This window comes from Phytobacter ursingii (genome assembly GCF_001022135.1).
GTDB classification, from domain to species: Bacteria; Pseudomonadota; Gammaproteobacteria; order Enterobacterales; family Enterobacteriaceae; genus Phytobacter; species Phytobacter ursingii.
Window position 1 is genome coordinate 96,696 of the sequence record NZ_CP011602.1, and the last position, 26,743, is coordinate 123,438.

25 protein-coding genes, 1 tRNA gene and 9 pseudogenes are annotated in these 26,743 nt (G+C 48.4%); 27 read left to right on the top strand and 8 right to left on the bottom strand.

Annotated features, from left to right (window positions below):
- Positions 1 to 27: 27 nt before the first annotated feature.
- The 10 genes and pseudogenes from actS to AB182_RS03940 all read left to right on the top strand — a co-directional run bounded on the left by actS (position 28) and on the right by AB182_RS03940 (position 7,085).
- Entirely contained in the window at positions 28 to 756 is a 729-nt protein-coding gene (gene actS, locus AB182_RS03900) for an amidase activator ActS (protein ID WP_047368975.1), read from the top strand.
- Between the two features lie 92 nt (positions 757 to 848).
- Positions 849 to 922 (top strand) — tRNA-Gly (locus AB182_RS03905).
- A gap of 519 nt (positions 923 to 1,441) precedes the next feature.
- A complete protein-coding gene (locus AB182_RS03915) occupies positions 1,442 to 2,020 on the top strand; it encodes a hypothetical protein (protein WP_047368977.1) in 579 nt (192 codons plus the stop codon).
- 75 nt (positions 2,021 to 2,095) lie between these two features.
- A pseudogene (locus tag AB182_RS31745) lies at positions 2,096 to 2,260 on the top strand (DUF3800 domain-containing protein); the annotation flags it as partial.
- 72 nt (positions 2,261 to 2,332) lie between these two features.
- A pseudogene (locus AB182_RS31330) lies at positions 2,333 to 3,500 on the top strand (IS3 family transposase).
- 10 nt (positions 3,501 to 3,510) lie between these two features.
- A pseudogene (locus AB182_RS31750) lies at positions 3,511 to 3,706 on the top strand (IS3 family transposase); the annotation flags it as partial.
- A gap of 84 nt (positions 3,707 to 3,790) precedes the next feature.
- Positions 3,791 to 3,946 (top strand): annotated as a pseudogene (locus AB182_RS32905) (IS630 family transposase); the annotation flags it as partial.
- Between the two features lie 225 nt (positions 3,947 to 4,171).
- Entirely contained in the window at positions 4,172 to 4,534 is a 363-nt protein-coding gene (locus AB182_RS03930; RefSeq protein ID WP_047368978.1) for a GtrA family protein, read from the top strand.
- Positions 4,531 to 5,460 carry a glycosyltransferase family 2 protein gene (locus tag AB182_RS03935; protein WP_047368979.1) on the top strand — a complete coding sequence of 310 codons (930 nt, stop codon included), beginning with the start codon at positions 4,531 to 4,533 and terminating at the stop codon, positions 5,458 to 5,460. The genes AB182_RS03930 and AB182_RS03935 overlap by 4 nt, the downstream gene beginning before the upstream one ends.
- Positions 5,457 to 7,085 (top strand): DUF6056 family protein, encoded by a 1,629-nt coding sequence (locus AB182_RS03940; protein ID WP_047368980.1) that lies wholly within the window; start codon positions 5,457 to 5,459, stop codon positions 7,083 to 7,085. The genes AB182_RS03935 and AB182_RS03940 overlap by 4 nt, the downstream gene beginning before the upstream one ends.
- Before the next feature lie 51 nt (positions 7,086 to 7,136).
- Here the strand turns inward: AB182_RS03940 and AB182_RS31760 are convergent.
- Positions 7,137 to 7,292, bottom strand: a pseudogene (locus AB182_RS31760) (IS3 family transposase); the annotation flags it as partial.
- Positions 7,293 to 7,369: 77 nt separating this feature from the next.
- Between AB182_RS31760 and tnpA the strand changes: the two are divergent.
- From tnpA to tnpC, 3 genes are read left to right on the top strand one after another with little or no spacing between them, the layout of a single operon-like run.
- On the top strand, positions 7,370 to 7,774 hold the full coding sequence (tnpA, locus tag AB182_RS03945; RefSeq protein ID WP_000839182.1) for an IS66-like element accessory protein TnpA: 405 nt from the start codon (positions 7,370 to 7,372) through the stop codon (positions 7,772 to 7,774).
- Positions 7,771 to 8,118, top strand: a complete 348-nt coding sequence (tnpB, locus tag AB182_RS03950; protein WP_000612626.1) for an IS66 family insertion sequence element accessory protein TnpB — start codon at positions 7,771 to 7,773, stop codon at positions 8,116 to 8,118. The genes tnpA and tnpB overlap by 4 nt, the downstream gene beginning before the upstream one ends.
- A gap of 48 nt (positions 8,119 to 8,166) precedes the next feature.
- Entirely contained in the window at positions 8,167 to 9,705 is a 1,539-nt protein-coding gene (gene tnpC, locus AB182_RS03955; RefSeq protein ID WP_008786790.1) for an IS66 family transposase, read from the top strand.
- A gap of 37 nt (positions 9,706 to 9,742) precedes the next feature.
- Here the strand turns inward: tnpC and AB182_RS03960 are convergent.
- Together AB182_RS03960 and AB182_RS03965 are read right to left on the bottom strand one after the other, a co-directional pair.
- A pseudogene (locus AB182_RS03960) lies at positions 9,743 to 10,360 on the bottom strand (IS3 family transposase); the annotation flags it as partial.
- A gap of 30 nt (positions 10,361 to 10,390) precedes the next feature.
- A protein-coding gene (locus AB182_RS03965) for an IS3-like element ISKpn34 family transposase (RefSeq protein WP_120773466.1) occupies positions 10,391 to 11,511 on the bottom strand; the annotation gives its coding sequence in 2 pieces (ribosomal slippage) (positions 10,391 to 11,259 and positions 11,259 to 11,511; 1,122 coding nt in all).
- 73 nt (positions 11,512 to 11,584) lie between these two features.
- On the opposite strand from AB182_RS03965, the pseudogene AB182_RS03975 reads away from it, so the two are divergent.
- Positions 11,585 to 12,085 (top strand): annotated as a pseudogene (locus tag AB182_RS03975) (transposase); the annotation flags it as partial.
- Positions 12,086 to 12,747: 662 nt separating this feature from the next.
- Here the strand turns inward: AB182_RS03975 and AB182_RS03980 are convergent.
- From AB182_RS03980 to AB182_RS03985, 3 genes are all read right to left on the bottom strand, one after another.
- Entirely contained in the window at positions 12,748 to 13,044 is a 297-nt protein-coding gene (locus tag AB182_RS03980; protein WP_052958803.1) for a YagK/YfjJ domain-containing protein, read from the bottom strand.
- A 24-nt stretch (positions 13,045 to 13,068) separates the two neighbouring features.
- Positions 13,069 to 13,227 carry a hypothetical protein gene (locus tag AB182_RS32535; RefSeq protein ID WP_167337867.1) on the bottom strand — a complete coding sequence of 53 codons (159 nt, stop codon included), beginning with the start codon at positions 13,225 to 13,227 and terminating at the stop codon, positions 13,069 to 13,071.
- Between the two features lie 469 nt (positions 13,228 to 13,696).
- Positions 13,697 to 13,909 (bottom strand): helix-turn-helix transcriptional regulator, encoded by a 213-nt coding sequence (locus AB182_RS03985; RefSeq protein ID WP_047373171.1) that lies wholly within the window; start codon positions 13,907 to 13,909, stop codon positions 13,697 to 13,699.
- 409 nt (positions 13,910 to 14,318) lie between these two features.
- On the opposite strand from AB182_RS03985, the gene AB182_RS03990 reads away from it, so the two are divergent.
- From AB182_RS03990 to AB182_RS04060, 13 genes and pseudogenes are all read left to right on the top strand, one after another.
- Complete coding sequence (locus AB182_RS03990; protein ID WP_139153686.1) at positions 14,319 to 14,729, top strand: hypothetical protein; 411 nt, start codon at positions 14,319 to 14,321, stop codon at positions 14,727 to 14,729.
- Positions 14,729 to 15,079 (top strand): hypothetical protein, encoded by a 351-nt coding sequence (locus tag AB182_RS03995; RefSeq protein WP_047368984.1) that lies wholly within the window; start codon positions 14,729 to 14,731, stop codon positions 15,077 to 15,079. Before AB182_RS03990 ends, AB182_RS03995 begins: the two co-directional genes overlap by 1 nt.
- A 467-nt stretch (positions 15,080 to 15,546) precedes the next feature.
- Positions 15,547 to 16,356, top strand: coding sequence for a DUF932 domain-containing protein (locus AB182_RS04005; protein WP_047368986.1), 810 nt, complete (start codon positions 15,547 to 15,549; stop codon positions 16,354 to 16,356).
- Positions 16,357 to 16,447: 91 nt separating this feature from the next.
- Complete coding sequence (locus AB182_RS04010) at positions 16,448 to 16,903, top strand: antirestriction protein (RefSeq protein WP_047368987.1); 456 nt, start codon at positions 16,448 to 16,450, stop codon at positions 16,901 to 16,903.
- A 10-nt stretch (positions 16,904 to 16,913) separates the two neighbouring features.
- Entirely contained in the window at positions 16,914 to 17,393 is a 480-nt protein-coding gene (gene radC / locus AB182_RS04015) for a RadC family protein (RefSeq protein ID WP_047368988.1), read from the top strand.
- 44 nt (positions 17,394 to 17,437) lie between these two features.
- On the top strand, positions 17,438 to 17,770 hold the full coding sequence (locus AB182_RS04020) for a type IV toxin-antitoxin system YeeU family antitoxin (protein WP_047368989.1): 333 nt from the start codon (positions 17,438 to 17,440) through the stop codon (positions 17,768 to 17,770).
- A gap of 11 nt (positions 17,771 to 17,781) precedes the next feature.
- On the top strand, positions 17,782 to 17,997 hold the full coding sequence (locus AB182_RS04025; protein ID WP_047368990.1) for a hypothetical protein: 216 nt from the start codon (positions 17,782 to 17,784) through the stop codon (positions 17,995 to 17,997).
- A gap of 23 nt (positions 17,998 to 18,020) precedes the next feature.
- Positions 18,021 to 18,341: a TA system toxin CbtA family protein gene (locus AB182_RS04030; RefSeq protein ID WP_047368991.1), complete on the top strand. Its 321-nt coding sequence runs from the start codon at positions 18,021 to 18,023 to the stop codon at positions 18,339 to 18,341.
- 25 nt (positions 18,342 to 18,366) lie between these two features.
- A protein-coding gene (locus AB182_RS04040) for an IS3 family transposase (RefSeq protein WP_120785350.1) occupies positions 18,367 to 19,517 on the top strand; the annotation gives its coding sequence in 2 pieces (ribosomal slippage) (positions 18,367 to 18,625 and positions 18,625 to 19,517; 1,152 coding nt in all).
- Between the two features lie 146 nt (positions 19,518 to 19,663).
- A pseudogene (locus tag AB182_RS04045) lies at positions 19,664 to 19,954 on the top strand (DUF5983 family protein); the annotation flags it as partial.
- A gap of 722 nt (positions 19,955 to 20,676) precedes the next feature.
- Positions 20,677 to 20,961, top strand: a pseudogene (locus tag AB182_RS32910) (N-acetylmuramidase domain-containing protein); the annotation flags it as partial.
- A 1,074-nt stretch (positions 20,962 to 22,035) separates the two neighbouring features.
- Positions 22,036 to 23,190: a mandelate racemase/muconate lactonizing enzyme family protein gene (locus AB182_RS04055; protein ID WP_047368994.1), complete on the top strand. Its 1,155-nt coding sequence runs from the start codon at positions 22,036 to 22,038 to the stop codon at positions 23,188 to 23,190.
- On the top strand, positions 23,183 to 24,436 hold the full coding sequence (locus AB182_RS04060; protein ID WP_047368995.1) for an MFS transporter: 1,254 nt from the start codon (positions 23,183 to 23,185) through the stop codon (positions 24,434 to 24,436). The genes AB182_RS04055 and AB182_RS04060 overlap by 8 nt, the downstream gene beginning before the upstream one ends.
- Positions 24,437 to 24,560: 124 nt before the next feature.
- Here AB182_RS04060 and AB182_RS04065 read toward each other — a convergent pair whose 3' ends face one another.
- Positions 24,561 to 25,388 carry a phosphoenolpyruvate hydrolase family protein gene (locus AB182_RS04065; protein ID WP_047368996.1) on the bottom strand — a complete coding sequence of 276 codons (828 nt, stop codon included), beginning with the start codon at positions 25,386 to 25,388 and terminating at the stop codon, positions 24,561 to 24,563.
- 16 nt (positions 25,389 to 25,404) lie between these two features.
- Complete coding sequence (locus AB182_RS04070) at positions 25,405 to 26,622, bottom strand: Tm-1-like ATP-binding domain-containing protein (protein ID WP_047368997.1); 1,218 nt, start codon at positions 26,620 to 26,622, stop codon at positions 25,405 to 25,407.
- Between the last annotated feature and the right edge of the window lie 121 nt (positions 26,623 to 26,743).

Here is a 26,743-nt window from a genome sequence, read left to right on the forward strand (position 1 = left end):
GCCATTCATTTTTACAGAGGATCTGTTTTGCGTGCAGGAAGCCTGACAAGAAACCCATTCCACATTGTCATTTGCCTGACCGTGGCGTTATTACTGGCGGGGTGTGCTGGCAGTAAATCGTCCGATAGCGGCAATGTTTACACGGTAAAACGTGGGGATACGCTGTCCAAAATTTCACGCCAGACCGGCACCAGCGTGAGCGACCTTGCACGGCTCAATGGGATTTCTCCGCCGTACACCATTGAGATTGGCCAGCGTCTGAAGCTGAACAGCTCGTCGAAATCGTCCTCTGCAAAAGGCGGTACTCAAACGGCGAAAGTCATTCCTTCATCGGCTGTACCGCTCTCTTCCTGGCCGCCCGTCGGGCAACGCTGCTGGCGCTGGCCAACCACGGGCAAGGTGATCAGACCGTATTCCACCTCCGAAGGCGGGAACAAAGGGATCGATATCGCAGGGGCTCGCGGCCAGGCGGTTTACGCGGCCGGAGCAGGGAAGGTGGTCTATGCCGGCAATCAGCTGCGCGGTTATGGCAATCTGATCATGATCAAGCACAGTGATGAGTACATCACGGCCTATGCGCACAACGACACTATTCTCGTTAATAACGGGCAGAGCGTGAAGATTGGGCAAAAAATTGCCACGATGGGCAGCAGTGATGCCGATGGGGTGCAGTTGCACTTCCAGATTCGCTATAAGGCAACGGCTATTGATCCGCTGCGTTATCTGCCACCACAGGGTAGCCCACCGAAATGTTAAGATTCGCGCTAAGCGATTAATTTATGGTCAGTTAGTCGTTTAGCGTCTTGCCAGTCGGTGTTTAAGGTTTATAATGCCTGTCACACCACAAGGCGGGTGTAGTTCAATGGTAGAACGAGAGCTTCCCAAGCTCTATACGAGGGTTCGATTCCCTTCACCCGCTCCAGCCCTTTAAAAGCCTTGTAAATCAATGAGTTATCTCTAAGGTAATGTGACCAAAGTACCGCTATTTACCCTGAAAGTTGCCGCGATTTGTTGAACGGTGAACAGGGAGTTTAGCAAAGCGCTGGCGGTCGTTCCACTGGTCATACCGCGATAGCCCAACATGAACTGAAAGCCGCACACCCGGCACGATTCCTTGAAACTTTTAGTGAAGCGCATTTTAGCCCGATGTCCCCGTTCTGTCGCCGTCGCGAGACGCCGCAGGGGATAAACAGGTTTATGGTGGTCACGGTACTTGCAGACCATATGCAAGCTCTGCCAGCGGTTCGGCCTCGCTCCCCTTGGGTACATTGTCATCCTGATAAGCCTCACTAACTGACACAACCCTGATGAAGTCGCCAGAGTCTCCGCTTGTTGTCTTGCCACCAACGGGGCTAATGATTTGTAATGGTTGAATATATGGAATCATGTATGTGATAGCTTTGGTACACTGCATGAAAACTGGTGCTGCTGAGTGAATACGATGCGCACACAGGAAGGGCTTAAAGCCATTTACGAAGCCAGATGGTCAAGGTACGAGAAGCACCTGCATGCTGGTATGGATACCACCTCAATCATACTAAAAGGGCATCTTTTCGTTGAGGAATTACTTTTTGATATTTTGAAATTGCATTGCCGGGATAGCGGCCCGATTGAAAATATTAAGCTCGGTTTTAGCCATAAGTTGAATCTAGTGCATGCGATGTTTGGATCTCATTTACCGGGCATGGAATTCCCTAAAAATGTTTGGGCTGCTCTGGATAAATTGAACAAATTGCGGAATGCCTTGGCACATAACATTGACTCTCCAAGAGCTGCTGAGGTTTTCAAGTCCTTTGTTTCCTCGTACAGCCAATTGGTTGGTAAAGAACTGAAGGTCAGCGTCACCGATGAGATTCCTGGAATAGATCGCAAGCTCGGACAGGAATTAATTAGCATCATTATGTACCTGCTGGGATTCTTAGGCTGTTTGCATGGGGTAGTGTACCTTAACCCTCCCCTGATGTACGGTGGTGAAATTCCAGTCACGATACCAAATAGACTTGAGCGCGAACGACCGTGAGGTGACAATCTAAGGCGTTGCCTGCCGCGTGGGTTGTGCATAAAATATCCATTAAATTAATAGTGGGTATTGTGCATGGAATACGTGGCCTTTGGTGATGAGAGTGGTACGACAGGAAGTGACCGCTGTTATGGCATTGGTTTGCTGTGTGTGCGTAAAGACACATTGCATATCTTTAATGATCGCGTTCAAAGTCTGAAAGACAAGTACGGTATTGTCGGTGAATTGAAATGGTCGAAATGAAGTGGTTTACTGAATTTGGCCACCTGAACAGAGGTGATATGCTCACCTCAGAACATTACAGGTGCCTCAATGAAAAAAAGAAATTTCAGTGCAGAGTTTAAACGCGAATCCGCTCAACTGGTTCTTGATCAGAACTACACCGTTGCAGCTGCGGCCAGTGCTATGGATGTGGGCCTTTCTACCATGACGCGATGGGTAAAGCAGTTGCGGGATGAACGACAGGGCAAAATACCTAAAGCCTCCCCTATAACCCCGGAACAAATTGAAATACGTGAGCTGAAGAAAAAGCTACAACGCATTGAAATGGAAAACGATATATTAAAAAAGGCTACCGCGCTCTTGATGTCAGACTCCCTGAACAGTTCTCGTTAATCGGGAAACTCAGAGCGCAGTATCCTGTGGTCACACTCTGCCACGTGTTCGGGGTTCATCGAAGCAGCTACAAATACTGGGAAAAAAGCCCCGAAAAGCCAGATGGCAGGCGAGCTGTGTTACGTAGTCAGGTTCTGGAACTGCATAACATCAGCCATGGCTCTGCTGGCGCAAGAAGCATCGCGATTATGGCAACCATGAGAGGCTTCAGAATGGGACGCTGGCTTGCCGGCAGGCTCATGAAAGAACTGGAGCTGGTGAGTTGTCAGCAACCTACCCACCGGTATAAACGTGGTGGTCATGAACACATCGTTATCCCGAATCGCCTTGAGCGACAGTACGCAGTGACAGAACCTAACCAGGTGTGGTGCGGTGATGTGACATATATCTGGACAGGCAAGCGTTGGGCTTACCTGGCAGTTGTTCTCGATCTGTTCGCAAGGAAACCGGTGGGCTGGGCATTGTCATTCTCGCCGACAGCAGGCTGACCATCAAAGCGCTGGAAATGGCGCGGGAAGCTCGCGGTAAACCAGCCGAAGTGATGTTCCACAGTGACCAGGGTAGCCACTATACAAGCAGGCAGTTCCGGCAGTTACTGTGGCGTTGCCGGATCAGGCAGAGTATGAGCCGACGAGGAAACTGTTGGGACAACAGCCCGATGGAACGCTTCTTCAGAAGTCTGAAAAACGAGTGGGTGCCAGTGACTGGTTATACAAACTTTAGCGAAGCTGCTCATGCGATTACAGACTATATCGTCGGGTATTACAGCTCGCTAAGGCCGCATGACTATAACGGTGGGTTACCCCCAAACGAATCGGAAAAACGATACTGGAAAAACTCTAAAGCCGTGGCCAGTTTTAGTTGACCACTTCAGTTGCTACGATAATGCGTGTGCGGAAGGCTTCTTCCACTCACTGAAAATGGAATGTATCCACGGGGAACGCTTTATCAGCCGGGAAAGAATGCGGACGACGGTATTTAATTATATCGAGTGTGATACAGCCGCTGCGTCGTCGCAGTGCCTGTGGCGGGCTCAGCCCTAAGCAATTTGAAAACCAGAACCTCGCTTAGGGTCATTCCACATTATGTGGATAGGATCATACAGTCACGCTGATGCTACATGGGGTAAGCGCGTCATCGACGTTGGCAGAATACTTGCTGCGCGAGCTTATAAATCGCTCTCCCGGCGATTTTGCTCGTCAACGCCCACGATGGAGCACGGAACTGCCAACGATAAAAATCAATGAGCTAACCAGAAGTAGGTTACATCCCGGAATAGTTCGCCGATGGCCGTTGTTAACGTGGCATAGGGGCAATACCAACACGGCGTAACTGGGGGCAAGTAAAGTTAGCTACGACCGCGACAGTAAAAGTCTAACTTTGTACTTCAGGCCGCTAAAACACCTTAAAGCCATTTACCGACGGGCAATAATAATAATGCTTATGGCGGGGCTATGGCCAGGATTCCTGAGCATGTAGATAAAGTTAACTATTAGTGCTAAACTGCTTGCCTTTCAGAACTGACTGATTCTTATCATGTTAAATCTCTTTAGTCGTTATATTTCCATCGGTGTGATTAATACAGCCCTGCACTGGGTATGCTTCGGTATACTTCTGTATTTTTTCGGTACTACACAGGCCGTTGGGAACTTAATCGCGTTCAGTATCGCAGTAACGTTTAGTTTTTTTGCAAATGCAAAATGGACGTTTAAAAGTAATCCTACTTCCCGACGTTACATCGCGTTCGTTACTTTCATGGGCGTCGTGGCTGGTCTAACCGGATATATCGCTGATATTATTAATGCGCCAAAAGTTGTTACACTAGTGGTTTTTTCAAGTTTCAGTCTAATTTCCGGCTTCATATACTCAAAGTTCATTATATTTAGGGATGCGAAATGAAAATTTCTCTGGTCGTTCCTGTTTTTAACGAAGAGGAAGCAATTCCTATCTTCTATAAAACTGTGCGTGATTTTGACGGGCTTCAACAGCACAAAGTAGAAATAGTCTTTATCAATGACGGTAGCAAAGATGCGACAGAATCCATCATTAATGCTCTAGCTATATCAGACCCTCTAATTGTCCCGCTATCATTCACACGAAATTTTGGTAAAGAACCAGCTCTTTTTGCCGGGCTTGATCACGCAACGGGTGAAGCAATTATTCCGATTGACGTAGACCTTCAGGATCCGATTGAAGTTATTCCCAAGCTTATAGAAAAATGGCAGTCCGGCGCTGACATGGTGCTGGCTAAACGAACGGACCGCTCAACAGATGGCAGACTGAAGCGCAAGACCGCTGAGTGGTTCTATAAGTTGCATAACAGGATTAGCAACCCGCAGATTGAGGAGAACGTGGGAGACTTCCGCCTCATGTCTCGCGAGGTTGTCGAGAATATTAAACTCATGCCTGAACGCAGCCTATTCATGAAAGGGGTGTTAAGTTGGGTTGGGGGGCGTGCTGATGTGGTTGAATATGCTCGTGCAGAGCGTGTCGCTGGGAGTACAAAATTCAATGGTTGGAAGTTGTGGAATCTGGCTCTTGAGGGGATTACCAGTTTCTCAACATTTCCTCTACGTATGTGGTCATACATCGGTCTAATCGTGGCCGGAACAGCATTCCTGTATGGCACGTGGATGATTATAGACACATTGGCATTTGGTAATGCTGTTCGTGGATATCCGTCGCTGGTCGTATCAATCCTATTTCTTGGCGGAGTTCAGTTAATAGGAATTGGTGTGCTAGGGGAGTATATTGGCAGAATTTATAACGAGGTCAAAATGAGACCTAGATACCTTATTAAAAGAAAGGACACTAAGTTAAAATGAAGATTTCATCAATTTTGACTATTGCAGCTATATTCATTCTGGTACTAATTCCAAGCTTGCATGTACCGCACCTTGCAGATGACTACTTCTACATGGGTATAGCCAACATGCATGCCCAGTTGGAGCACTATAATGAATGGAGTGGAAGGGTAATTACAAACGTTTTCAGTGCATATATGATTAAGTATGCCAACCACTCATTTTATATGGGACTTAATGCTGCGGCATTCACAACAATCGTGGTACTGATTTCATCTCTTCCATATACATTATTGCACGGTAAATTTAGCGTATCTCCGGTTGGATTGATTATTATCTTTACCTTGATGTGGATAGCAAATCCTGCATTGGCTGAGACATCTTTCTGGTTTGTAGGTGCAGCTAATTACTTATGGCCGTCAATGTACGTGGCGTTGTTTATGGTAATAGTTTCCCTTCAAAAAGAAAAACTATCTGTATGGAAGATTCCATTTGCTTTAGCTATGGGATTCATGGCTGGTTGCTCAAATGAGAACACATCTGTAGTATTGATTCTTCTTACGATTGGGTATTTTTTTCACACCAACAAATTCAAAATCTCGTACCCTTACCTGACAGGTCTTTTGGTTGGTTCGGCTGTTCTATTACTAAGCCCAGGATCTGCTAAGAGATCGCTTGCCTTTACTGACTGGCACGCCTTGTCATTCGTTGGTAAGTTGGATCTACAATTATTCACAAGATTTCCTGATTCATTCATGGGTTTCTGGCAGGTTTACTTGGTCATAATTTTCATGGCCCTTTGCCATTCTGCTTCTGGAGAAAAAAACAGAAAGCCCTTCTTTTACGGATTGTTTTTTTTCATTTCAGCAATAATGTGCAACGCAGCGTTTCTTGCATCTCCATACATGCCAGAAAGGGCTTATAGTGGTACGTTATTTATGTTGCTTATAACAACTTCTTTCATCTTTTATGCTGTAATGGACATTACATGTAAAATAACAAAATGGATTGTTATCACATCTATTACTACTTTCTGTTTTGTTTATTTAATTCCATCATATGTTTTCTTTACACATTCAGTTATCAGAACATGGGAGCAGGAAAAAATTAGAATGGAAATGTTGAACGAGCAAATTTCGAATGGTAACAGAAACCCTGTAATCCCTAATTACTATTTACCTAGACTCCTAAAGAAAACTGATGGTTATCCAAATTTTCAGAACCCGTACATGCTTCACCATTTTGGTGTGAACTCTATAATAGAAAAAGAAATGGGATTCGATTACTCGGCACTTAATAAATGCAGTTATATTAAGGTGGATCAATCAATTTTTAATGGTATTACACTTGATAGTGTTTGCCTTTTAAACGATAAAATATCTGGGGACAAGAAAATAGTATATCGCATTATCGGTGACATTAATAAATTATTCAACAATGGAAATGCATTGTACTCGCATGTTTTCATGCAAAACGGACAGACCTTCAATAAGGATACAGTAGTACAAGCAGTGTTCATGGCTGGTTATTGGTATACTTACAGTGATGCAATAAATTTAGAGCTAGATAAAATCAAGGATATAAAAATAGGAATCTATAATTCAAAAACAATGGAGATTTACTCTAATATTATCATTAAACCGTAAATAATAAGCCCCTTTTTGGACTGCCCCCACAACAGTAGACATTTCCTGTCCTCACGACGAGGCCTGTTCGAAGGCCTCCGGACTGACGCCGCCGGGATGGCTGTGACGCCGGGCCCGGTTGTAGAACACTTCAATGTAATCGAAGATATCCGCCCGGGCCAGATCCCGGGTTTTGTATATTCGCTTCCTGATGCGTTCTTTTTGTAAGCGTCGTCTCAGCACCGTCTGGCAGATCCTGATATTCCTGAGAGGATAGTGGACACCAAATATGGTGGACGCTATCCATGAAATCATTAACCGCAGTGCGTAAAAAAAGCCCTAATTATCCCGTTGAGTTCAAAATCAAAATGGTTGAACTCTCGCATCGACCAGAGATCTCCGTAGCGCAACTCGCTCGTGAGCATGGGATCAACGATAATTTGCTGTTCAAGTGGCGCCAGTACTGGCGCGAAGGAAAACTACGTCCTCCTTCAACAACAGAAAACAACGTGCCTGAGCTGCTCCCGATAACACTTGATACCGAAGATGTTGTCCCTGCAACCTCCCCCCGGTCACAACCTGTAGCTGCTGCGGCACCTGAATCACTCAATATCAGCTGTGAAGTGACGTTCCGGCACGGATCACTCCGTCTGAATGGTGCCATCAGCGAAAATATCCTGAACCTGCTGATACGGGAGCTCAAACGTTGATCCCATTACCATCAGGGACAAAGATCTGGCTGGTCGCTGGCATCACCGATATGAGAAACGGCTTCAACGGCCTGGCGGCAAAGGTGCAGACGACGCTGAAAGACGATCCGATGTCAGGTCACGTTTTTATCTTCCGTGGGCGTAATGGCAGTCAGGTAAAGCTCCTCTGGTCTACCGGCGATGGACTGTGTCTGCTGACCAAACGGCTGGAGCGCGGCCGCTTCGCCTGGCCGTCAGCCCGGGATGGCAAAGTGTTCCTCACACCGGCACAGCTGGCGATGCTCCTTGAAGGTATCGACTGGCGGCAGCCTAAAAGACTGCTTACGTCACTGACTATGTTGTAGGCCTCTTTATCCTGGTCGACGCTGAATGAGCCTGGTAATATACCCGGTATGAACAGCTTACTTCCTGACGATATCGATGAACTGAAACGTCTCCTTGCCGAACAGGAGGCGCTGAACCGTGCCCTTCTGGAAAAGCTGAACGAGCGTGAACGCGAAATAGATCACCTGCAGGCGCAACTGGATAAGCTGCGCCGGATGAACTTCGGCAGCCGCTCCGAAAAAGTCTCCCGCCGTATCGCGCAGATGGAAGCCGACCTTAAGCAGTTGCAGAAAGAAAGCGATACCCTTACCGGCCGGGTGGATGACCCGGCCGTGCAGCGCCCGCTGCGGCAGACCCGTACCCGCAAACCGTTCCCTGAATCACTTCCCCGTGACGAAAAACGGCTGCTGCCGGCAGCGTCATGCTGCCCGGAATGTGGTGGCGCGCTGAGTTACCTGGGTGAAGATGCCGCCGAACAGCTGGAGCTGATGCGCAGCGCCTTCCGGGTTATCCGGACAGTACGTGAAAAGCATGCCTGTACTCAGTGCGATGCCATCGTGCAGGCCCCCGCGCCTTCACGTCCCATCGAGCGGGGTATCGCCGGACCGGGGCTGCTGGCCCGCGTGCTGAGTTCAAAGTATGCAGAACATACCCCGCTGTACCGGCAGTCAGAAATATACAGCCGCCAGGGTGTGGAGCTGAGCCGCTCACTGCTGTCGGGCTGGGTGGATGCATGCTGCCGGCTGCTGTCACCGCTGGAAGAGGCGCTTCAGGGCTATGTCCTGACCGACGGTAAACTCCATGCCGATGACACCCCGGTCCAGGTGCTGCTGCCGGGCAATAAGAAGACGAAGACCGGGCGGTTGTGGACGTATGTTCGTGATGACCGCAACGCTGGATCAGCAGTCGCGCCGGCGGTGTGGTTCGCTTACAGCCCGGACAGAAAAGGCATCCACCCTCAGACCCATCTTGCAGGGTTCAGTGGTGTGCTGCAGGCCGATGCGTACGCCGGGTTCAACGAGCTGTACCGCGATGGCCAGATAACGGAAGCCGCCTGCTGGGCTCACGCCCGCCGTAAAATCCACGATGTGCACGTCCGCACACCGTCGGCGCTGACGGATGAAGCCCTGAAGCGTATCGGCGAGCTGTATGCCGTTGAAGCGGAGATAAGGGGAATGCCGGCGAAGCGACGCCTTGCAGAACGTCAGCAAAAAGCTAAACCGCGGCTGAAATCCCTGGAAAGCTGGCTGCGTGAAAAGGTGAAAACGCTGTCGCGACACTCAGAACTGGCGAAAGCGTTCACGTACGTACTGAACCAGTGGCCGGCGCTGGCTTACTATACTGACGACGGCTGGGCCGAGGCAGATAACAACATAGCTGAGAATGCGCTACGGATGGTCAGCCTGGGCCGCAAAAACTACCTGTTCTTCGGTTCGGATCATGGAGGAGAGCGGGGAGCGCTGCTGTACAGCCTGATCGGGACATGCAAACTGAACGGAGTGGAGCCAGAAAGCTACCTCCGTCACGTCCTTAACGTCATAGCGGACTGGCCGATAAACCGGGTCAGCGAACTACTCCCCTGGCGCGTAGCACTGCCAACTGAATAACACATCCCCGTCAATACGGTTCTCGCTGCACGCTTACTTCTTTTTTCAGTGAACTGAAGAACGATTCGGTCACCGCATTATCCTGGCAGTTGCCACGCCGGCTCATGCTCGGTGCCAGGTCAAGGTTATTGGCCCGGCAGAAGCGCTGCCAGTCGTCACTGCCGTACTGACTACCTTGATCGCTGTGTACGATGACCTCGCCGTCCGGTTTTCGGCGCCAGACCGCCATCATCAGCGCGTCGAGCGCCAGTTCGCGTGAGAGAGTGGGTTTCATCGACCAGCCAACCACGTTACGGGCGAAGAGATCGATAACCACCGCCAGATACAACCATCCCTGCCAGGTGCGGATATAAGTAATGTCGGTGACCCAGACCTGATTGGCCCGGACAACGGTGAACTGCCGCTGCACGCGATTAGGAGCAACCACTGAAGGTCTGCCGGCGATACGACGTGGCGCTTTATAGCCGTGTACAGCTTTAATCCGGTTCAGTTGCATGATGCGGTCCACCCGGTTTTTACCGCAGACTTCCCCGATTTCGTTCAGATCGCCATGAACCCGCCGGTAACCGTATACTCCTCCGCTCAGGGAATATGAGTCGCGGATAAGTATCAGCAGGCGCTGGTTATCTTTATCACGCGCCGGGACAGGGTTGTGCTGACCTGCCCCCAGAGTTAGATACAACCTTCAGTTAGTAATGTCGGTTGGTTTTTCTTCATATTTCCCGTTTCGCCAGCCCGCTGCAAATTCAGCCGGCGTCAGGTAATTCAGTGATGAATGTGGTCGACACTCGTTATAATCCAGTCGCCAGTCATTAATGATCTTCCTGGCGTGAACAATATCGCTGAACCAGTACTCATTCAGGCATTCATCACGAAAGCGTCCGTTAAAACTCTCAATAAATCCGTTCTGCGTTGGCTTGCCGGGCTGGATAAGTCGCAGCTCCACACCATGCTCAAAAGCCCACTGATCGAGTGCGCGGCAGGTAAACTCCGGGCCCTGATCGGTTCTTATCGTAGCCGGATAGCCGCGAAACAGCGCAATGCTGTCCAGAATACGCGTGACCTGCACGCCTGAAATCCCGAAGGCAACAGTGACCGTCAGGCATTCCTTTGTGAAATCATCCACGCAGGTCAGGCACTTGATCCTGCGACCTGTGGCCAGTGCGTCCATGACGAAATCCATTGACCAGGTCAGATTGGGCGCCATCGGGCGGAGCAGCGGCAGACGTTCTGTTGCCAGCCCTTTACGACGTCGTCTGCGTTTTACACTCAGGCCATTAAGTTGATAGATGCGGTAAACCCGCTTGTGGTTAACGCAAAGACCTTCACGTCGCAGAAGCTGCCAGATACGCCGGTAACCAAAACGGCGGCGTTCAAGTGCCAGCTCTGTGATGCGTAGAGACAGCTGCGCGTCAGCAGGCGGACGCTGAGCCGAATATCGGCAGGTTGACAGGGACAGACCTGCCAGCCTGCAGGCACGACGTTGCGACAGACCCTTAGCCTCGCACATGACTTCCACGGCTTCCCGCTTCTGGTCTGTCGTCAGTACTTTAGCCCAAGAGCCACCTGAAGCGCCTCCTTATCCAGCATGGCTTCAGCAAGCAGCTTCTTGAGTCTGGCGTTCTCTTCCTCAAGAGACTTCAGGCGCTTAACCTCAGGCACCTCCATACCGCCATACTTCTTACGCCAGGTGTAAAAGGTGGCGTCGGAAATGGCGTGCTTACGGCAGAGCTCACGGGCAGAAACGCCGGCTTCGGCCTCGCGGAGAATACAGATGATCTGTTCGTCGGAAAAACGCTTCTTCATGGGGATGTCCTCATGTGGCTTATGAAGACATTACTAACATCGCGGTGTATTAATCAACGGGGAGCAGGTCACATCGCATCCTCAGAATCACGAAAGTATCAGATTTATTATTTCGGTATTAAAAAGTGAAATGGCTCGTATAGAAGCTGAAATGTCAGCCTATATTTCGAAAAATTTCAGTGAATTATCTGCATTATTGAGCGCCGTTAAAGGTGTTGGTGCAGCGACTGTTGCCGTGCTGCTGGCTGAGGTTCCGGAGCTTGGAACGTTGTCACGACGTGAAATTAGTGCGCTTATTGGGGTTGCTCCAGTAAACAGAGATTCCGGCACAATGCGCGGTCGCCGAACGGTATTTGGAGGGCGAGCCTCCGTCCGAACAGCTCTCTATATGTCCGCACTGGTCGGGACGAGGCACAACCCAGTAATTAAAGAATTCTATACACGCCTCGTTGCCGCAGGAAAACCAAAAAAGGTTGCACTGACCGCCTGCATCAGAAAACTACTGACCATCCTTAACGCAATGCTGAAAAATAATGAAGCATGGGATCCGTTGTATCACCAACATGCTTCGTAATCGGGTTCGAGGACAGTTGCTATGCTCAAACTATAGGGCAGGATCGTCTACCGGGGCGGGGTCAGTCCACTAACCGCTGGCACTCAAAGAGCAGTAGCCCCTCCAGCAGAGGGAATAGAGAAAATAATGTTTATCAGCCAGGCCAGCAATGCGACTCGGTGAGGGGGGCTTGCCTCACTCTTCTGGTCGCTGAGCAATCAGTCCAGAAGCGCAGGGCACGATGGCCCAGTCACCACACCCGGAGAAACACTGTACCTTGGCCACGCTTAGCACCAGATATTCACCGAGATGTCAGCTGGCATAGTCAGCATGTATCATGGTTTGGCTCTGCCCGGATAACCAGTCGCTATAATCGCCTTATAAGCTATTGTCGTTTGTTCCTTGTCTTTATCGAAAGGAGCTGACTGCCGCAGAGATGAGTGCAGCAGCCTTTGTGCATGAGCGTTAAAAGGGGTGGCAGTAAAAGAAACCCTGCTTTCTTTCCGGCTATAGGGTAAGCCGAGAGCCGGTATTCGGTGTCTTTAGCGTGTCTGTAGCCGACCGAGCGCACGGCCCGGCAGTTGGATTTGCTGTAATGCCTGGCGATATATTCGAGCCGTGGCTGGAGCGCACGGTATATGGCCTGGCTGCCTGCATTACGTGTCAGGTGATAGAGTGGATACTCAGGAAAATGCACCTGTGGGGTATAAGCGTTCCGGGTCAGCCACAATATCAGGCGAGATACCTAAACCACTGAGCCAGGCCTCAATGATATAATTCCCCAGATTATTCCCTTGCCGATGAAAACTCCCCAGTGAGTGAAAGGTGTTTTTATTGACCAGTATCAGCATATGGTAATGCGCATGACCATTTTGCGGGCCTGTTTCCCTGCACCAGAAATAACGTACCTGAGTATCATGGCTGCGCTTGCCGCTGCGTACTGTCCGGTGGAGATGGGCTTTAATTTTTAACGAATCCATAAAACGCGATATTAGTTTCTCTGCCTAAAAATCCACCGATGCCGGGATATCAATGTCTCTGTCATCAGGCTGATAGGTATTGACCAGCACCGCCAGGATACATGGATATTGTGCAAGTGCTTTCCGGATGATCTGAGTGACTTTCTCTGCATAGCCAGCATTAATAACCCGGTTAATAAACATAGAGATATCTCCGTTAAGATTACGGTTAGTGGATAAAGGATTGTCTCTATGGCAAATCAATTGTGCATGGGGTGGTTTTTTAACAGCTTTCTTTTCGGTACTTCCTCCTGTTGCTGAAAATAAGGGACGGCTACCTGGAATGGATTAAGCGCCAGGGATTTTCAGGATGGTTTTTATCTGCGATAACTCAAGTTTTCTGTTTTCCTTACGGGAGGATAATTTTGAAGTTATTGGTCAGTTTACTGGCATTGATGGGCGTATGGTTTCTCTCTGTTGGTATTTTCTGGCTATTGGTTTTCATGATTACCCTGGTGGTTATTTGGATTGTTTTGTTTGAATAAATGGAAAAGAGGAAGGGTTAATAACATTACCAATCCGACAGAGTACGCTGATTATTTCTTCAATCCGAAGGTAGTGATGACTGGTATCTTTACCTGTTTATTAACGCTGAAGTTACTCGTTTAAATCATTACTCGCGTGAACGGGAGATTTGATCCTTTAAGCAGTTTTCTACTTCACTCTTTAGCAAGCGTGAAGTGCGACCCAGTTTAATTGGCCTGGGAAACAGACCATCCTGGATCAATTTGTAAAACCATTTATCAGTAAGACCGGTAAAGGCAGTAATGAATTTCATGTCGACTAATTGGTCGTTAAACAAAGACGTCGTTGTACTGGTGTTCATGATGATGTCCATCGAGGCATTACAGTTCGGAAACACCCTTGATTGTCAGGATAAATGAAGAGTGGTAGCTGTTCATCATGAATTGTGATGGCCGTAAAAAATTATCACGTGATATTTCTTTATCCGTCGGATTATCTTTCTAAACCCAGCCTTCAGTATCTACAGAGATGTTAGCCACCAATACTGCCCCTCTCTTTGTACTCAGGACTTCTCCACTATCTACCATAAGATTGGCTCACCAACATACCTTTGGGTGCTGAATCCCGGTTTTATCGGGCAAAAAGGCATGTGCATTAGATTTTGATAGATATCATTACACTAATAAATGAATAAAAAATGATTGTTTTTTTACTTGACTTTTACTAAAAAAGACCAATTCTTTAGTAAAAATTACTTAGTGAGATATAAAATGGAATACTATTATATTAAAATTACTAATGAGAGAGAGGCCGGGTTTTATGCCGCCCGGGCTGGTATTAACCTATCCGAAATTAAAACTAAAGATGGCATATCTGACTTTTCATCTGGAAACACAATGGGTTTTGAAAAACTATTTAATAAGTGTTTGTCAGAACAGATTGAAATAAGTGGCGGGAAATGCAATCATGATATTTTTGCAAGATTACAATCCGCATGCGCATACACCGTATTGTCTGATAATTATTTTGACTGGCTCAGTAAAAACAAAAGAATGACAATGATAGTATACTATCTTTTACGTGACTGTTTTAATCAGGGCTATAAAAATGAGTTTATCCCACAGAAAACAAATCCAGCTTTAGATGAAAAAGAAAGAACAAACAAAAGACGCAAAAAATAATGGATATTAAAGAAAAAAACTCAAAAATAATAATCTCGAGAGAAGTTTTTGATTATATCAATCGAATGACCGAAGAAGTCAGAATGCAGAATTACCATGTGAGCGACAATGAAATACCCAGTTCTTCTTCTGAATATAGAAGGGATGGCGACTTTGGTGTGAATAATTATTCACACTGCGAGAGAAATGACTACAGATGCAGTGCAATGAACCATGAGGAAAGAGTGGATGAGATAAAGATTCTTTTTGATAAAATATCGTCCTCATTAAATCCATCAAGAAATGACGAGATGGAAAAATTGAAGCTACGCTGTAAAGATTATCTTGATAATAAAATTTCTTTATCATGACTGGATAAAAAAGACCTCAGTCAGATACATTGGTTTTTTGATTATATAAATAAGAGCTACCCCAGAAACCATTTTTCATGTCAGATTTAACTCGAACTCCGAAGACCCGGAGGAAATCTACTTATGGTTTCAGTTGATGGTGGATTGTTATCCTCGCAGCAAGAAGGATTCGATTAAATACTTTTTATTAAAAGCAAGAGGAGCCTGGTTTCAGAAAAAAATTCGAGACTCAAGGGTTAACATGAAAGCCATTAACATTTACATAACAGAGTCTCATAAATCAATGCTTCATGCTATAGCAAAGAATTCAAATTGTAAAATGGTTGACGTTATTTCTCAATTAATTGAAGAGAAATATTTCGAGATAAATAACAAGTAAAATACTTACGCTTATATATTACCCTGATGAACATACCGGAGAATACCCGTTATTCTCCTTTTTATTTCATAACCATTCAGGTGAATATATGAGCTGCTTTGGTGCGGTGAATCTCGTACGCCGTGACCGCCCGCTGACCCGTGATGAACTGACGTACTACATACCCAGTGTGTTCAGTGAAGCAAAACATGAGTCCCGCAGTGACCGTTATACATACATTCCGACGATTACCCTTCTGGATAATTTGCAGCGGGAAGGCTTTCAGCTGTTCTTCGCCTGTCAGACCCGGGTGCGTGACCAGAGCAAACGTGAGCACACGAAGCACATGTTGCGTCTGCGCCGCGAAGGCCAGATTACGGGTAAACAGGTGCCGGAAATCATTCTGCTCAACAGCCATGATGGCTCCAGCAGCTACCAGATGCTGCCCGGGCTGTTCCGTGCAGTGTGTCAGAACGGACTGATTTGCGGTGAGTCTTTTGGCGAAGTCCGTGTGCCGCATAAAGGTAATGTGGTGGATAAAGTCATTGAAGGGGCTTACAAAGTACTGGGGATTTTTGAGCGGGTGGAAGAGAAGAGGGATGCAATGCAGTCACTGCTGTTGCCGCCGCCCGCACAGCAGGCACTGGCGAAAGCCGCTATCACCTACCGGTTCGGCGAGGAGCATCAGCCGGTCAACGAAGCCCAAATCCTGTCACCACGCCGCTGGCAGGATGAAAACCATGACCTGTGGACCACTTACCAGCGTATACAGGAAAACCTGGTGAAAGGTGGCCTGTACGGGAAAAACACGCAGGGCAGACGCATGCACACCCGTGCTGTAAAAAGCATTGATGGCGATGTGAAGCTTAATCGCGCACTGTGGGTAATGGCAGAAAATATGCTGTCACTGTGTTCATAGCCGCCACACTTTCCCCGCTGTTCCTCATCCCTGCCATCCCATCCTGCGTCTGTCTGAGCTACTGAGTTTTTATACATTACGGAGAAACATCATGAACAAAACCGGGTATTCCCTTCCGGCGGATAAAGTCTGCCGTGAACCCTCTGCACTTTGTGCCGCTGTGGTCCCTGAACATGAGCGCCAGGATTTCTGGCGGCTGCACTTCGGAACCGTTCCGCAGTGGTTATTTCTGGAGCTCAATATCCTGAGCTGGTTCAGTCGTCTGTGCCATGAATATCACGGAGGCTACTGGCATTTTTATACGCTCAGCAATGGCGGTGTGTTTATGGCACCGGACGGTAATGCGCGTTATGCGCTGTACTACAGGTCGAACGGTAACCGCGCCACACTGGGGGCCGAAGCGGCGGGTATCACTGCCTGCCTGATGATGTACAGCCATATGTCCTTTATCACTGCCGGCAGTGATATGGCGGAGCACTACTACCGCCTTCGTGACTACGTACTCTCCCACTCTGAATCTCAGGGTATCCTGATCCTTATCGACTGAGAAAACCACTATGTCTGAATTACCAATGATGACCCCAACGGGGATGCCATCCGCTTCACTACGTATCATAGAACGTGCAATACGATTACTTGACCGGCACCTTCGGGTGTCCGGTCAGCCGCTGACCTCCAGCCATGCTGTCCGGGATATGCTGCGTCTGCGGATGGCCGGGCTTGAGCGCGAGGTCTTTATGGTGTTTTACCTCGATAACCAGAACCGTCTGCTGGAAAGCGAAACCGTTTTTCTCGGCACCATTAACCAAACTGCGGTCCACGCACGGGAAATCGTCAAGGGTGCACTGCACCACAATGCCGCTGCCGTCATTCTGGCCCATAATCATCCTTCCGGTTGTACCGACCCGAGCGCTGCCGACAAAACCATCACACAACGTCTTATCCATGCACTCGGGCTGGTTGACGTCCGCGTGCTGGACCACGTCATTGTGGGCCGCCGCGACATTCTGTCCTTTGCAGAACACGGCCTGATTTGAGCCGACCGGGCAGTGAACAGCATTCATCATCTGAGGAAAACGTCATGACCACATCCACTTCCCTGCAATGGGTGCTGCGGCATGACATCACACCCTGCTTTGGTGCCCGCCTGGTCCAGGAGAGGAATCTGCTGCATTACTTGGGCGACCGTGCCGGTCTTTACGGGAAATTCGCTCCAGAGCAGCTACGGGCGCTTGACCGTAGTTTTCCTGTATTTATCGATCTCATGGAGGCTGCTTTGCGAAGCGGCGAGCTGGACCCTTATAATTCACGCTGTATCAGGTTTAAAAGAGAAGGTCTGGTTTGTGAGGCCGATACGCGAGGAAACTGCGGCTATGTCTACGTCACCATTTATCCGGCTCCAGCGTCAGCTTAAAGGAGGCTGAAATGCCTGTATCAATGGAACGGCTGGACAGCTTATGGAGGGAACTGGGAAACATCGTTGTTACCGAAGAGGAGGGCGCACTGATCATCAGTGAACCTTTTATCCACTTCCCCGCAGGTACTCTTATTTCGGATATCTGGGCATGGTTCGAAACCAGTAATAACGAGTTCGTTGTTGCCCGAATGATGTACGGCCTGTCATCACGTTATTTCTCCTGAAATTAAGCCATTAAGGATTCAATATGGAATACAAAACAGCACCTCCTACGGTGTCGGCTTCCTCATGCATGTCACCCGTGAAGACGTGGCAGATCTTACTTACCTATCTCCTGGAAAGGCATTACGGGCTTACCCTGACTGATACTCCATTTCACGATGACCGCGTGATTAATGAACACATCGAAGCCGGGATAACGCTGGTGGATGCATTGAATTTTCTTGTGGAACGCAATGAGTTAATACGCATCGACAGGCGTGGTTTCTCATGGCTGGAACAGTCGCCCTTTTTAACGACGCTGGAAGTATTGATCTTACCCACCAATAGTGGACACGCAACTAAGTGAGTAAACTCTCAATCAGAGGTGACTCATGACAAAACCAGCATTAACCAGCAAAAAGCCCCGTAAGCAGCACACGCCTGAATTTCGTCAGGAAGCCCTTAAACTCGCCGAGCGCATTGGTGTGGCTGCCGCTGCCCGGGAACTCAGTCTGTATGAATCACAGCTTTATGCCTGGCGCAGCAAACAACAGCAACAAATGACCTCATCAGATCGCGAAAGTGAGCTGGCTGCTGAAAATGCGCGCCTGAAACGCCAGTTGGCGGAGCGGGACGAGGAGTTGGCCATCCTCCAAAAGGCCGCGACATACTTCGCGAAGCGCCTGAAATGAAGTATGTCTTCATCGAAAAACACCAGGCAACGTTCAGTGTCAAAGCCATGTGTCGTGTGCTCTGTATTGCCCGCAGCGGATGGTATGCCTGGCGTCTGCGCCGCCATCAGCCCGGCCAGCGCCAGCAGTTTCGGTTCATCTGTGATGCTGCTGTCCGTAAGGCATTCACTGAGGCAAAACAGCTTTATGGTGCACCCCGTCTCGCTGACGAACTGCCGGAGTACAACGTTAAAACCATTGCCGCCAGCCTGCGCCGTCAGGGGCTGCGGGCAAAGGCCTCGCGGTGGTTCAGCCCTGTCAGCTACCGTGAGCATGGCCTGCCGGTGTCAGAGAACCTGCTGCAGCAGGATTTTTATGCCGGCGGCGCTAACCAGAAGTGGTGCGGAGACATCACATACTTACGTACAGATGAAGGCTGGCTGTATCTTGCGGTGGTCATCGACCTGTGGTCACGAGCTGTTATCGGCTGGTCAATGTCATCGCGGATGACAACACAACTGGCGTGCGACGCCTTACAGATGGCGCTATGGCGACGTAAGCGACCACAGAATGTTATCGTTCACACGGACCGGGGCAGCCAGTACTGCTCAGCGGATTATCAGGGACTGCTGAAACGGCATAATCTGCGGGGCAGTATGAGCGCGAAAGGGTGCTGCTATGATAATGCCTGTGCGGAAAGCTTCTTCCACTCGCTGAAGGTGGAATGTATCCATGGAGAACGCTTTGTCAGTCGGGAAATAATGCGGACGACGGTGTTTAATTATATCGAGTGTGACTACAATCGCTGGAGACGCCACAGTACCTGTGGCGGTCTCAGTCCTGAACAGTTTGAAAACCAGAACCTCGCTTAGGGCCATGTCCACATTACGCGGGTAGGATCAGTATTGCATGCAAGGTACGCTACCGGGTTAAAAGCGATTTATGCAAAACCAGGCATAAAGGAGGAAAGATGATGAAGCTAATGACTCCAGCATTCCCATTACACTTTATTTTTAACGGCATACAGTTCAGTACTGCTCACATAACGGATCAGGACAACGAATGCCTGTATCAGCTCTCACATGACATGGCAGAATATGGTGATGCGGAGTGGATATATTTCACGGGGACAGGATATTTACTTCGGCTCAGTGCCTGGTGGCATCCATTGTTGTGCCTCAAAAAATTGGGGCTGTCGAAATCCTGTCGTCGATTAGTCAGTACAATGACACGACAATATTCGATTACGACCATACATCTGGATGCGGCTACTTATACACTCCCCGGTCTGGAGACATTTGATTGGTAATGATTAAAATGAATTCCAGACTGCAAGTTTACGTTCCTGAAACGTATTGTTGTAGCTCAACAGTATTTTTCTAACTTAATGATTTTATGAAGAAAAGAGGTTTGGGGGTATGTAAGGGGGTATTTTGAAAGTTATAACTGATATTTTATTTTTATTATCATTGGATTACTGTTCTTGTTCTACTCCCTTCACCCGCTCCATAATCTTGCCTTTTCAGCTTTACTCCATCACAGTTACACCTTGAATCTCTCTACGTTATGACGTGTTTTGCGGTCTGCTGGTAAGTTTTGGATATCTAGCGCCTCAGTAGTTCCTGGTGGTAATAATTTCCTACTTCTGGACTGTTCAGACATGGGTAATGCGCGTAGCCGTTTGTAACCATTAATGAAAAGTGCAGTTGGAATACCTGGGAAGGCTGGGAATTTTCAGCGTGACGTAATGATCGTTCAATACCTTATTAATATAATCAAGCCCGTTATTCAGTATGAAATACCGCAGGACGGTATCATCTCTCGTGCATTAATCAGAACGATAAACCCGTTCCAGTCTATATATTTACGGTTTCAACATCCTGATGGAGTTATTGAACCAGAAGAGTACGATTAAGCACATCCTTTTTTGTCGTATAAAGACATAAAAAAGCAGGCGCAGAATGACAAAAAAACAACAAGGATCAGGCTTCTGCATGGGATACGCTTGCAAAAGCGTATTCGCTAGATGCAGAGGCCACCATAAAAGCATGTTCCAGGGGAATGTTTCAGGTTATGGGCTTTAATTATGAGTTATGTGGCTACAAATATCTTGATTCCTTTTTGAAAGATATGAAATCAAATGTAGGTAAATAGTTAAACGCCTTTCTCCATGTGTGTAATAAAAATAGTGCCTTGTTATCGGCAATGGTGAATAAAGATTTTTATAATATGGCATTCAACTATAATGGAAGTGATTTCGGCGATTACGATGTTAAAATCCGTAGAGTATATGAAAGCCTGGAGAAGGAACAGTGATAAATAATCGAGTAATCCGAACGACCTTAGCCTTTTCGGTATTGATGTCAGCTTTTTCTTCTTGTGCCAGCAGTCTCCATTCGGGAGTGTATGAAGGTTTAATATTAGCTATATCTCCTGCGGGTCATATTACCGGCTATTATGCCGAATCTGCTGAGGATGGCGTGAAACGCACCTGTTCATTTTCTTTATCAGGGCAGGTTTCAGCACAGGAAACAAATGCGTTACCTCATGGTCCTCATCGGTATTGCCAGGCCAAATTAGCGCCAGCGCGGACGGTGTAAAACTGACGATTCCTGACGGTCAAACGCATGCCAGGTGCATTAATGTGTTAATGCCTGAAATTAATACGGGCCTTGAACTGGAAACAACATAAGAGACACACTGGCAAACTCTGGCACAGGCGAATGCTGAACGTGTTTATCTGAGCTCAACTGCAGATATCAGTACCCGACGTAAAGCATGGATCGTCAAGGACGATGTTGTGGGTGTTTTACAGACGCAAGCGGGCTGGACGCAAATTGAGTTTTTTAGTGGAGCAGGGAAAATGATATGCGGTTGGGTTAACAGTAAAGAGATTCAGCCTCTGACGCCACACGCTTCCTGACAGGCGAAAAAGCAGGGATATCTGAGCTACGATATCCCTTAAATCTTTAATGTCATCCCATCATACCGTTCAATTTGAATAAGCACATGTAATTACCATGGGGTGTTACTATGTTAAAATGGCCTCGTCTCATATCCTAATAACAATAGACTTCGCGATATTAATCGCTACTAAATGCTTATTTGTCTTTTTTTTGTTTATGACGAAGGGTGTTTAGTGGATCTAGTATTTCATTATATTTTTATATATTTCAATTGATTACTGGCTGTGATGGCGATCACGTTAACAATGATAGATAATTTAATATCGACATAATCTATCTGGAATGTGATTGACTCTGCATTCGCCTGTTCACTGTCACAAATAAACGATACTTGCTCGCTCTATATATGTATTGATGCACAAAACACAGGTCTGAGGCATGCGCAATAATAAAATTGCCATTCCAATTATCTGATGCCAATACAATGAAAATACAAAAAATAGAAGTGATAAGAATAGCTATCCCGTTTGAATCGGGAAGGCAAAAAAAAGAAAATGCGCAGCAGGATTATAATGCGGCGTCGCCCCTGTTGAGTAAGATGGAAACCCTGTTAATTAAGGTCCATGCCGACAACGGATTATATGGTTGGGGGGAAGCCTTTGGCCATCTCAGTAATCCTGTGACCTTTCCAGCACTGGAAAATCTCGTCGCCCCCTTCTTTGTTGGTCGGACATTCAGCACAACTGACGATATCGCAAATATCATGCAGGAGGCGGAAGTCGCGCTCCATGGCTTCGGGCGTACTGGCCCCGTGCGCTACGCGCTCTCCGCGGTGGATATCGCCCTGTGGGATTTGCTGGGTAAACAGCAGCAGCTACCACTGTGGAAAATGCTCGGTGCGAGCCGTAACCTTATCGGTCTCTACCCTAGCCTGGTCAGCTATGACAACGACCCGCAGGCCGTAGCGAGCAAAGTGCGGGAGGTGTTTGAACTCGGCTATCGCGAGATCAAGTTGCATGAAACGACGTGGGAAGCCATCGCTGCCGCGCGTGACGTCCTCGGCGATCGCGGTGAACTGATGGTGGATGTGAACTGCCCCTGGACGCCACAAGAGGCGTTTGCCCATGCGCAACGCCTGAAACCGCTGAACCTGCAATGGCTCGAAGAGCCCGTATGGCCACCGGAAGATGTTTGCGGGCTGGCGAAAGTCCGCGAGGCAGGCGTGCCGCTTTCCGCCGGGGAAAATGCTGCTGGAGACGGGGATTTTTTTAACCTCATACTGCAGCGCGCGGTGGATATTCTCCAGCCAAGCGTCAGCAAAGTAGGGGGCATTACCGCCATGCTGCGCGTGATTGAGCTGGCGCAGACGCACGGTGTCAAAGTGGTTCCGCACTGCTTTTATTACGGCGCAGGTATGCTGGCAACCGCGCATCTGGTGGCGATGCTGCCGGACAATATCCGCCTCGAGGTGCCGTATATCCAGTGGATGCCGCCGTTACATGATTTCCTCAACTACCACCCGGAAATGACCTTGTCCGATAAACCCGGTTTAGGGTTTGAGCCGGATGAATCCGTTATTGCCGCGCACCTGCTTGCCAGCGCCATTTGCTCATCCGCAAAAGGAGAACGTCATGCTTAAAAATCGCTATCGTTTGATCGTCGCGCTGCTGCTCTTTTGCGCCGGGATGCTCAACTATATGGATCGTGCTGCGCTGTCGGTTATGGCACCGCTGGTGAAGAGTGACCTGCATATTAACGATGCGCAACTGGGTTTTTTATTTAGCTTCTTCTTCGTCGGTTACTGTGCGTTCTGCTTTATCGGTGGCTGGGGGGCGGATAAGTTTGGCCCGCGTAAAGTGTATGCATGGGCGGCGACAATCTGGTCCGTCTTTTGCGGTGCGACGGCATTGGTGACCGGGTTCTGGCAACTGGTGGTGGTGCGCGTGCTGTTTGGTATTGGTGAAGGACCGATGGGGACCACCACCAATAAATCGATCGCCAACTGGTTTCCGAAAAAAGAGATTGGCCGTGCGGTTGGTTTTACCAATGCAGGGCAGCCACTAGGGGCGGCGATTGCCGCACCGGTTGTCGGCCTGGTCGGGCTGGCTTTTGGCTGGCGCATCGCGTTTATCGTCATCGTCCTGTTAGGTCTTATCTGGGTTGCCGCCTGGTCGCTGTTGTTTCGTGATAAACCTGAACAGCACCCGAGTGTCAGCAAAGAAGAAGCGCGGTATATCAGTGCTGAACGGCCTGCGAGTCAGCAGAATGACGACGCGGCATCGCAATCACAGCATACGTTCTGGCACTACATCCTTTCTCCTTCTGTACTCGGGGTGGCCGCGGCATTTTTCTGCTTCAACTATATCCAGTTCTTTTTCCTTTCCTGGCTGCCGAGCTATCTGACGGATTTCCAGCATCTGGATATTAAGAGCATGAGTATTATCGGTATTTTGCCGTGGCTGGGGGCGACCGTCGGCTTTATGGGCGGTGGTTCGGTCTGTGACGTGCTGTACCGTAAAACGGGCAATTTCCTGTTATCGCGCAAACTGGTGATTTTTGTCGGTCTGGCAATTGCCGGGGTGAGCGTACTGGCGACTGCCTATACGCAAAGCCTGACTGGTGCCGTTTCCTGCATTACGCTGGCGACGATTTTTGCCTACATGACGCCGCAGGCATGCTGGTCGTTATTGCAGGATATCGTTCCGGCTGACCGTATCGGTACAACGGGCGGGTTTGTGCATCTGCTGGCGAACCTGGCGGGGATTATGTCTCCGGCTGTTACCGGGCTGTTGATTCAGTACGGCGGCGGTTATCACTCGGCCTTTATTCTGGCGAGCGCGTTGTCACTGGTGGGAATCGTTGCGCTGTTGGCGCTGGTGCGGTAAAAACGTGGTCAACTGAATTTAGCGTGATGCATGACAGCGGAAAGTAACAGGTAATAAAAAACCGGGGTGCATATACAAACCCCGGTAAAAGGTGGATCGATTTTCAGGCTACACGTACTCCCGATCAGTTTCTTATTGCTTTAAATTGCCTTGTGGTCTCAGTTAATGCTATTTCAGTCGGCAGTCGCTCCATGGAGCTCGCGCCGTAGAAGCCGTTACATTCAGGACAGTTCTCTAAAATGAATTTCGCATCTTCCGGTGTTGCAATAGGGCCACCATGGCACAGGACGATCACATCCGGGCGCACTGCTTTTGCCGCTTTCGCCCAGTCATTAATTAATGGCACGCAGTCTTTCAGGGTGAGAGCAGTTTCCGCGCCGATATTCCCGCCGGTGGTTAATCCCATATGCGGAACAATAATGTCTGCTCCGGCTTTGGTCATCGCAATGGCATCTTCGCGGCTAAAGACATACGGTGTTGTGAAAAGGCCTTTTTCATGCGCCAGACGAATCATATCCACTTCTAACGCATAGCCCATCCCGGTCTCTTCGAGGTTGGCCCGGAAATTCCCGTCAATCAGCCCCACGGTTGGGAAGTTCTGAACGCCAGCAAAGCCAATCGCTTTAATATCATCCAGAAACTTATCAAACTGACAGAAAGGGTCAGTCCCGTTGACGCCCGCGAGAACCGGTGTTTTTTTGGTGACTGGCAGCACTTCTTTTGCCATATCCATAACGATTTCATTAGCGTTGCCGTAAGCCAGCAGACCAGCTAATGAACCTCGGCCCGCCATGCGATAGCGACCTGAGTTATAGATAACAATCAGATCGATACCGCCAGCTTCTTCGCATTTTGCCGACAAACCTGTGCCCGCTCCGCCGCCGATGATGGGTTCCCCCCGGGCAATCATCTGATGAAATTTTTGCAATAATCCTTCACGCGTATGTTTCATGGCTTTAATTCCGTATTTAGTGAATTAATTCTTTGTGTAAATTTATAAGTAGCTGATTAAATTCGGCAGAATTGATGTGATGTGGGCTGACGATCAGTTTACGGTGCGGCGTTTCGATAAATGTTGCCTTAAACGCATCGAGAAAAGCCTGATCTGCTTCTGGATCCCAGAAATCCCCACCAATATTGTCCAGGGCAGAAAAACCGCCCATGGGGATAGCAAACCTGACTTCTCCCTCACATCGATTTAAACGCTCGGCAATCCATGTCCCCATCTTGCCGTTTTCCTCTGGTGTTGTGCGCATCAATGTTACTTGTGGGTTGTGCTGATAAAGCCGACGACCCCGATAGTGCTCGGGTACCGAAGGTCGGGACCCAAAATTAACCATATCAAGTGCCCCGCAAGAACCTATATACGGGATTTTAGAGCGGGCGATCGCGCCGAAGCGGTCATCACTACAGGCCAGAACGCCGCCAAATAAGTAGTCGCATACTTCGGTGGTACTGATATCGAGTACGCTGTGTAATAAATGGTTATCTGCCAGTTTTTCCATGGCCTTACCCCCGCTACCGGTGGCATGGAAAACCAGACAGTCATAATCGTTTTCTAATTTTTGTGTTAATTGCTGTACGCAGGGCGTAGTGACGCCGAACATAGTGAGGCCAATCGCGGGTTTATCCGTAACGGCTTCGCTGTCGTCCTGAGAGAACACCACAGCGCCGGCAATCTGATTTGCTGCACTTTTTAATACTTTGCGGGAAATTCGGTTTAAGCCTGAAATATCAGTGACGGAGTTCATGATGGCGATATCGCTGGCGCCGATATAGCCGGAGACGTCTCCGGAGGCCATTGTTGAAACCATCAATTTCGGAATACCAATCGGCAGGGCTTGCATGGCTGGCGTAATTAATGCGGTATTGCCCGATCCCCCTAAGCCGATAATGCCCAGCACATCTTCACGGCTTGTTAAGAATAATTCAAAGGCGAGAGACATTGCGGTGATGGCTTTTCCCCTGTCACCACAAAAGACAGCACTTTCTCCCTCAGGATGAAAGCGGGCTACGGTTGCTGCTGTAATATCCGCACCCCTTGCGGAATGATCAGCGACTGTCGTCAGGTCAACGATGAGCGCATCGGCACCCGTTTTTTTTATTAACGACTTAACGTAAAAAGCTTCCGTGCTTTTCGTGTCAAGAGTTGTTACGACGTATATGTAGCCATTGTCTTTGCTCACGTGTTCTCCTTAACTAAACTCACTTTTGTAACGAGTATTTCAAAGTCGGAAGAGTGAAATGCATTTGTTGCGACAACGATTGAGACTGCCGTCTCAAAAAATGTAGCAGCGATTGAGACTG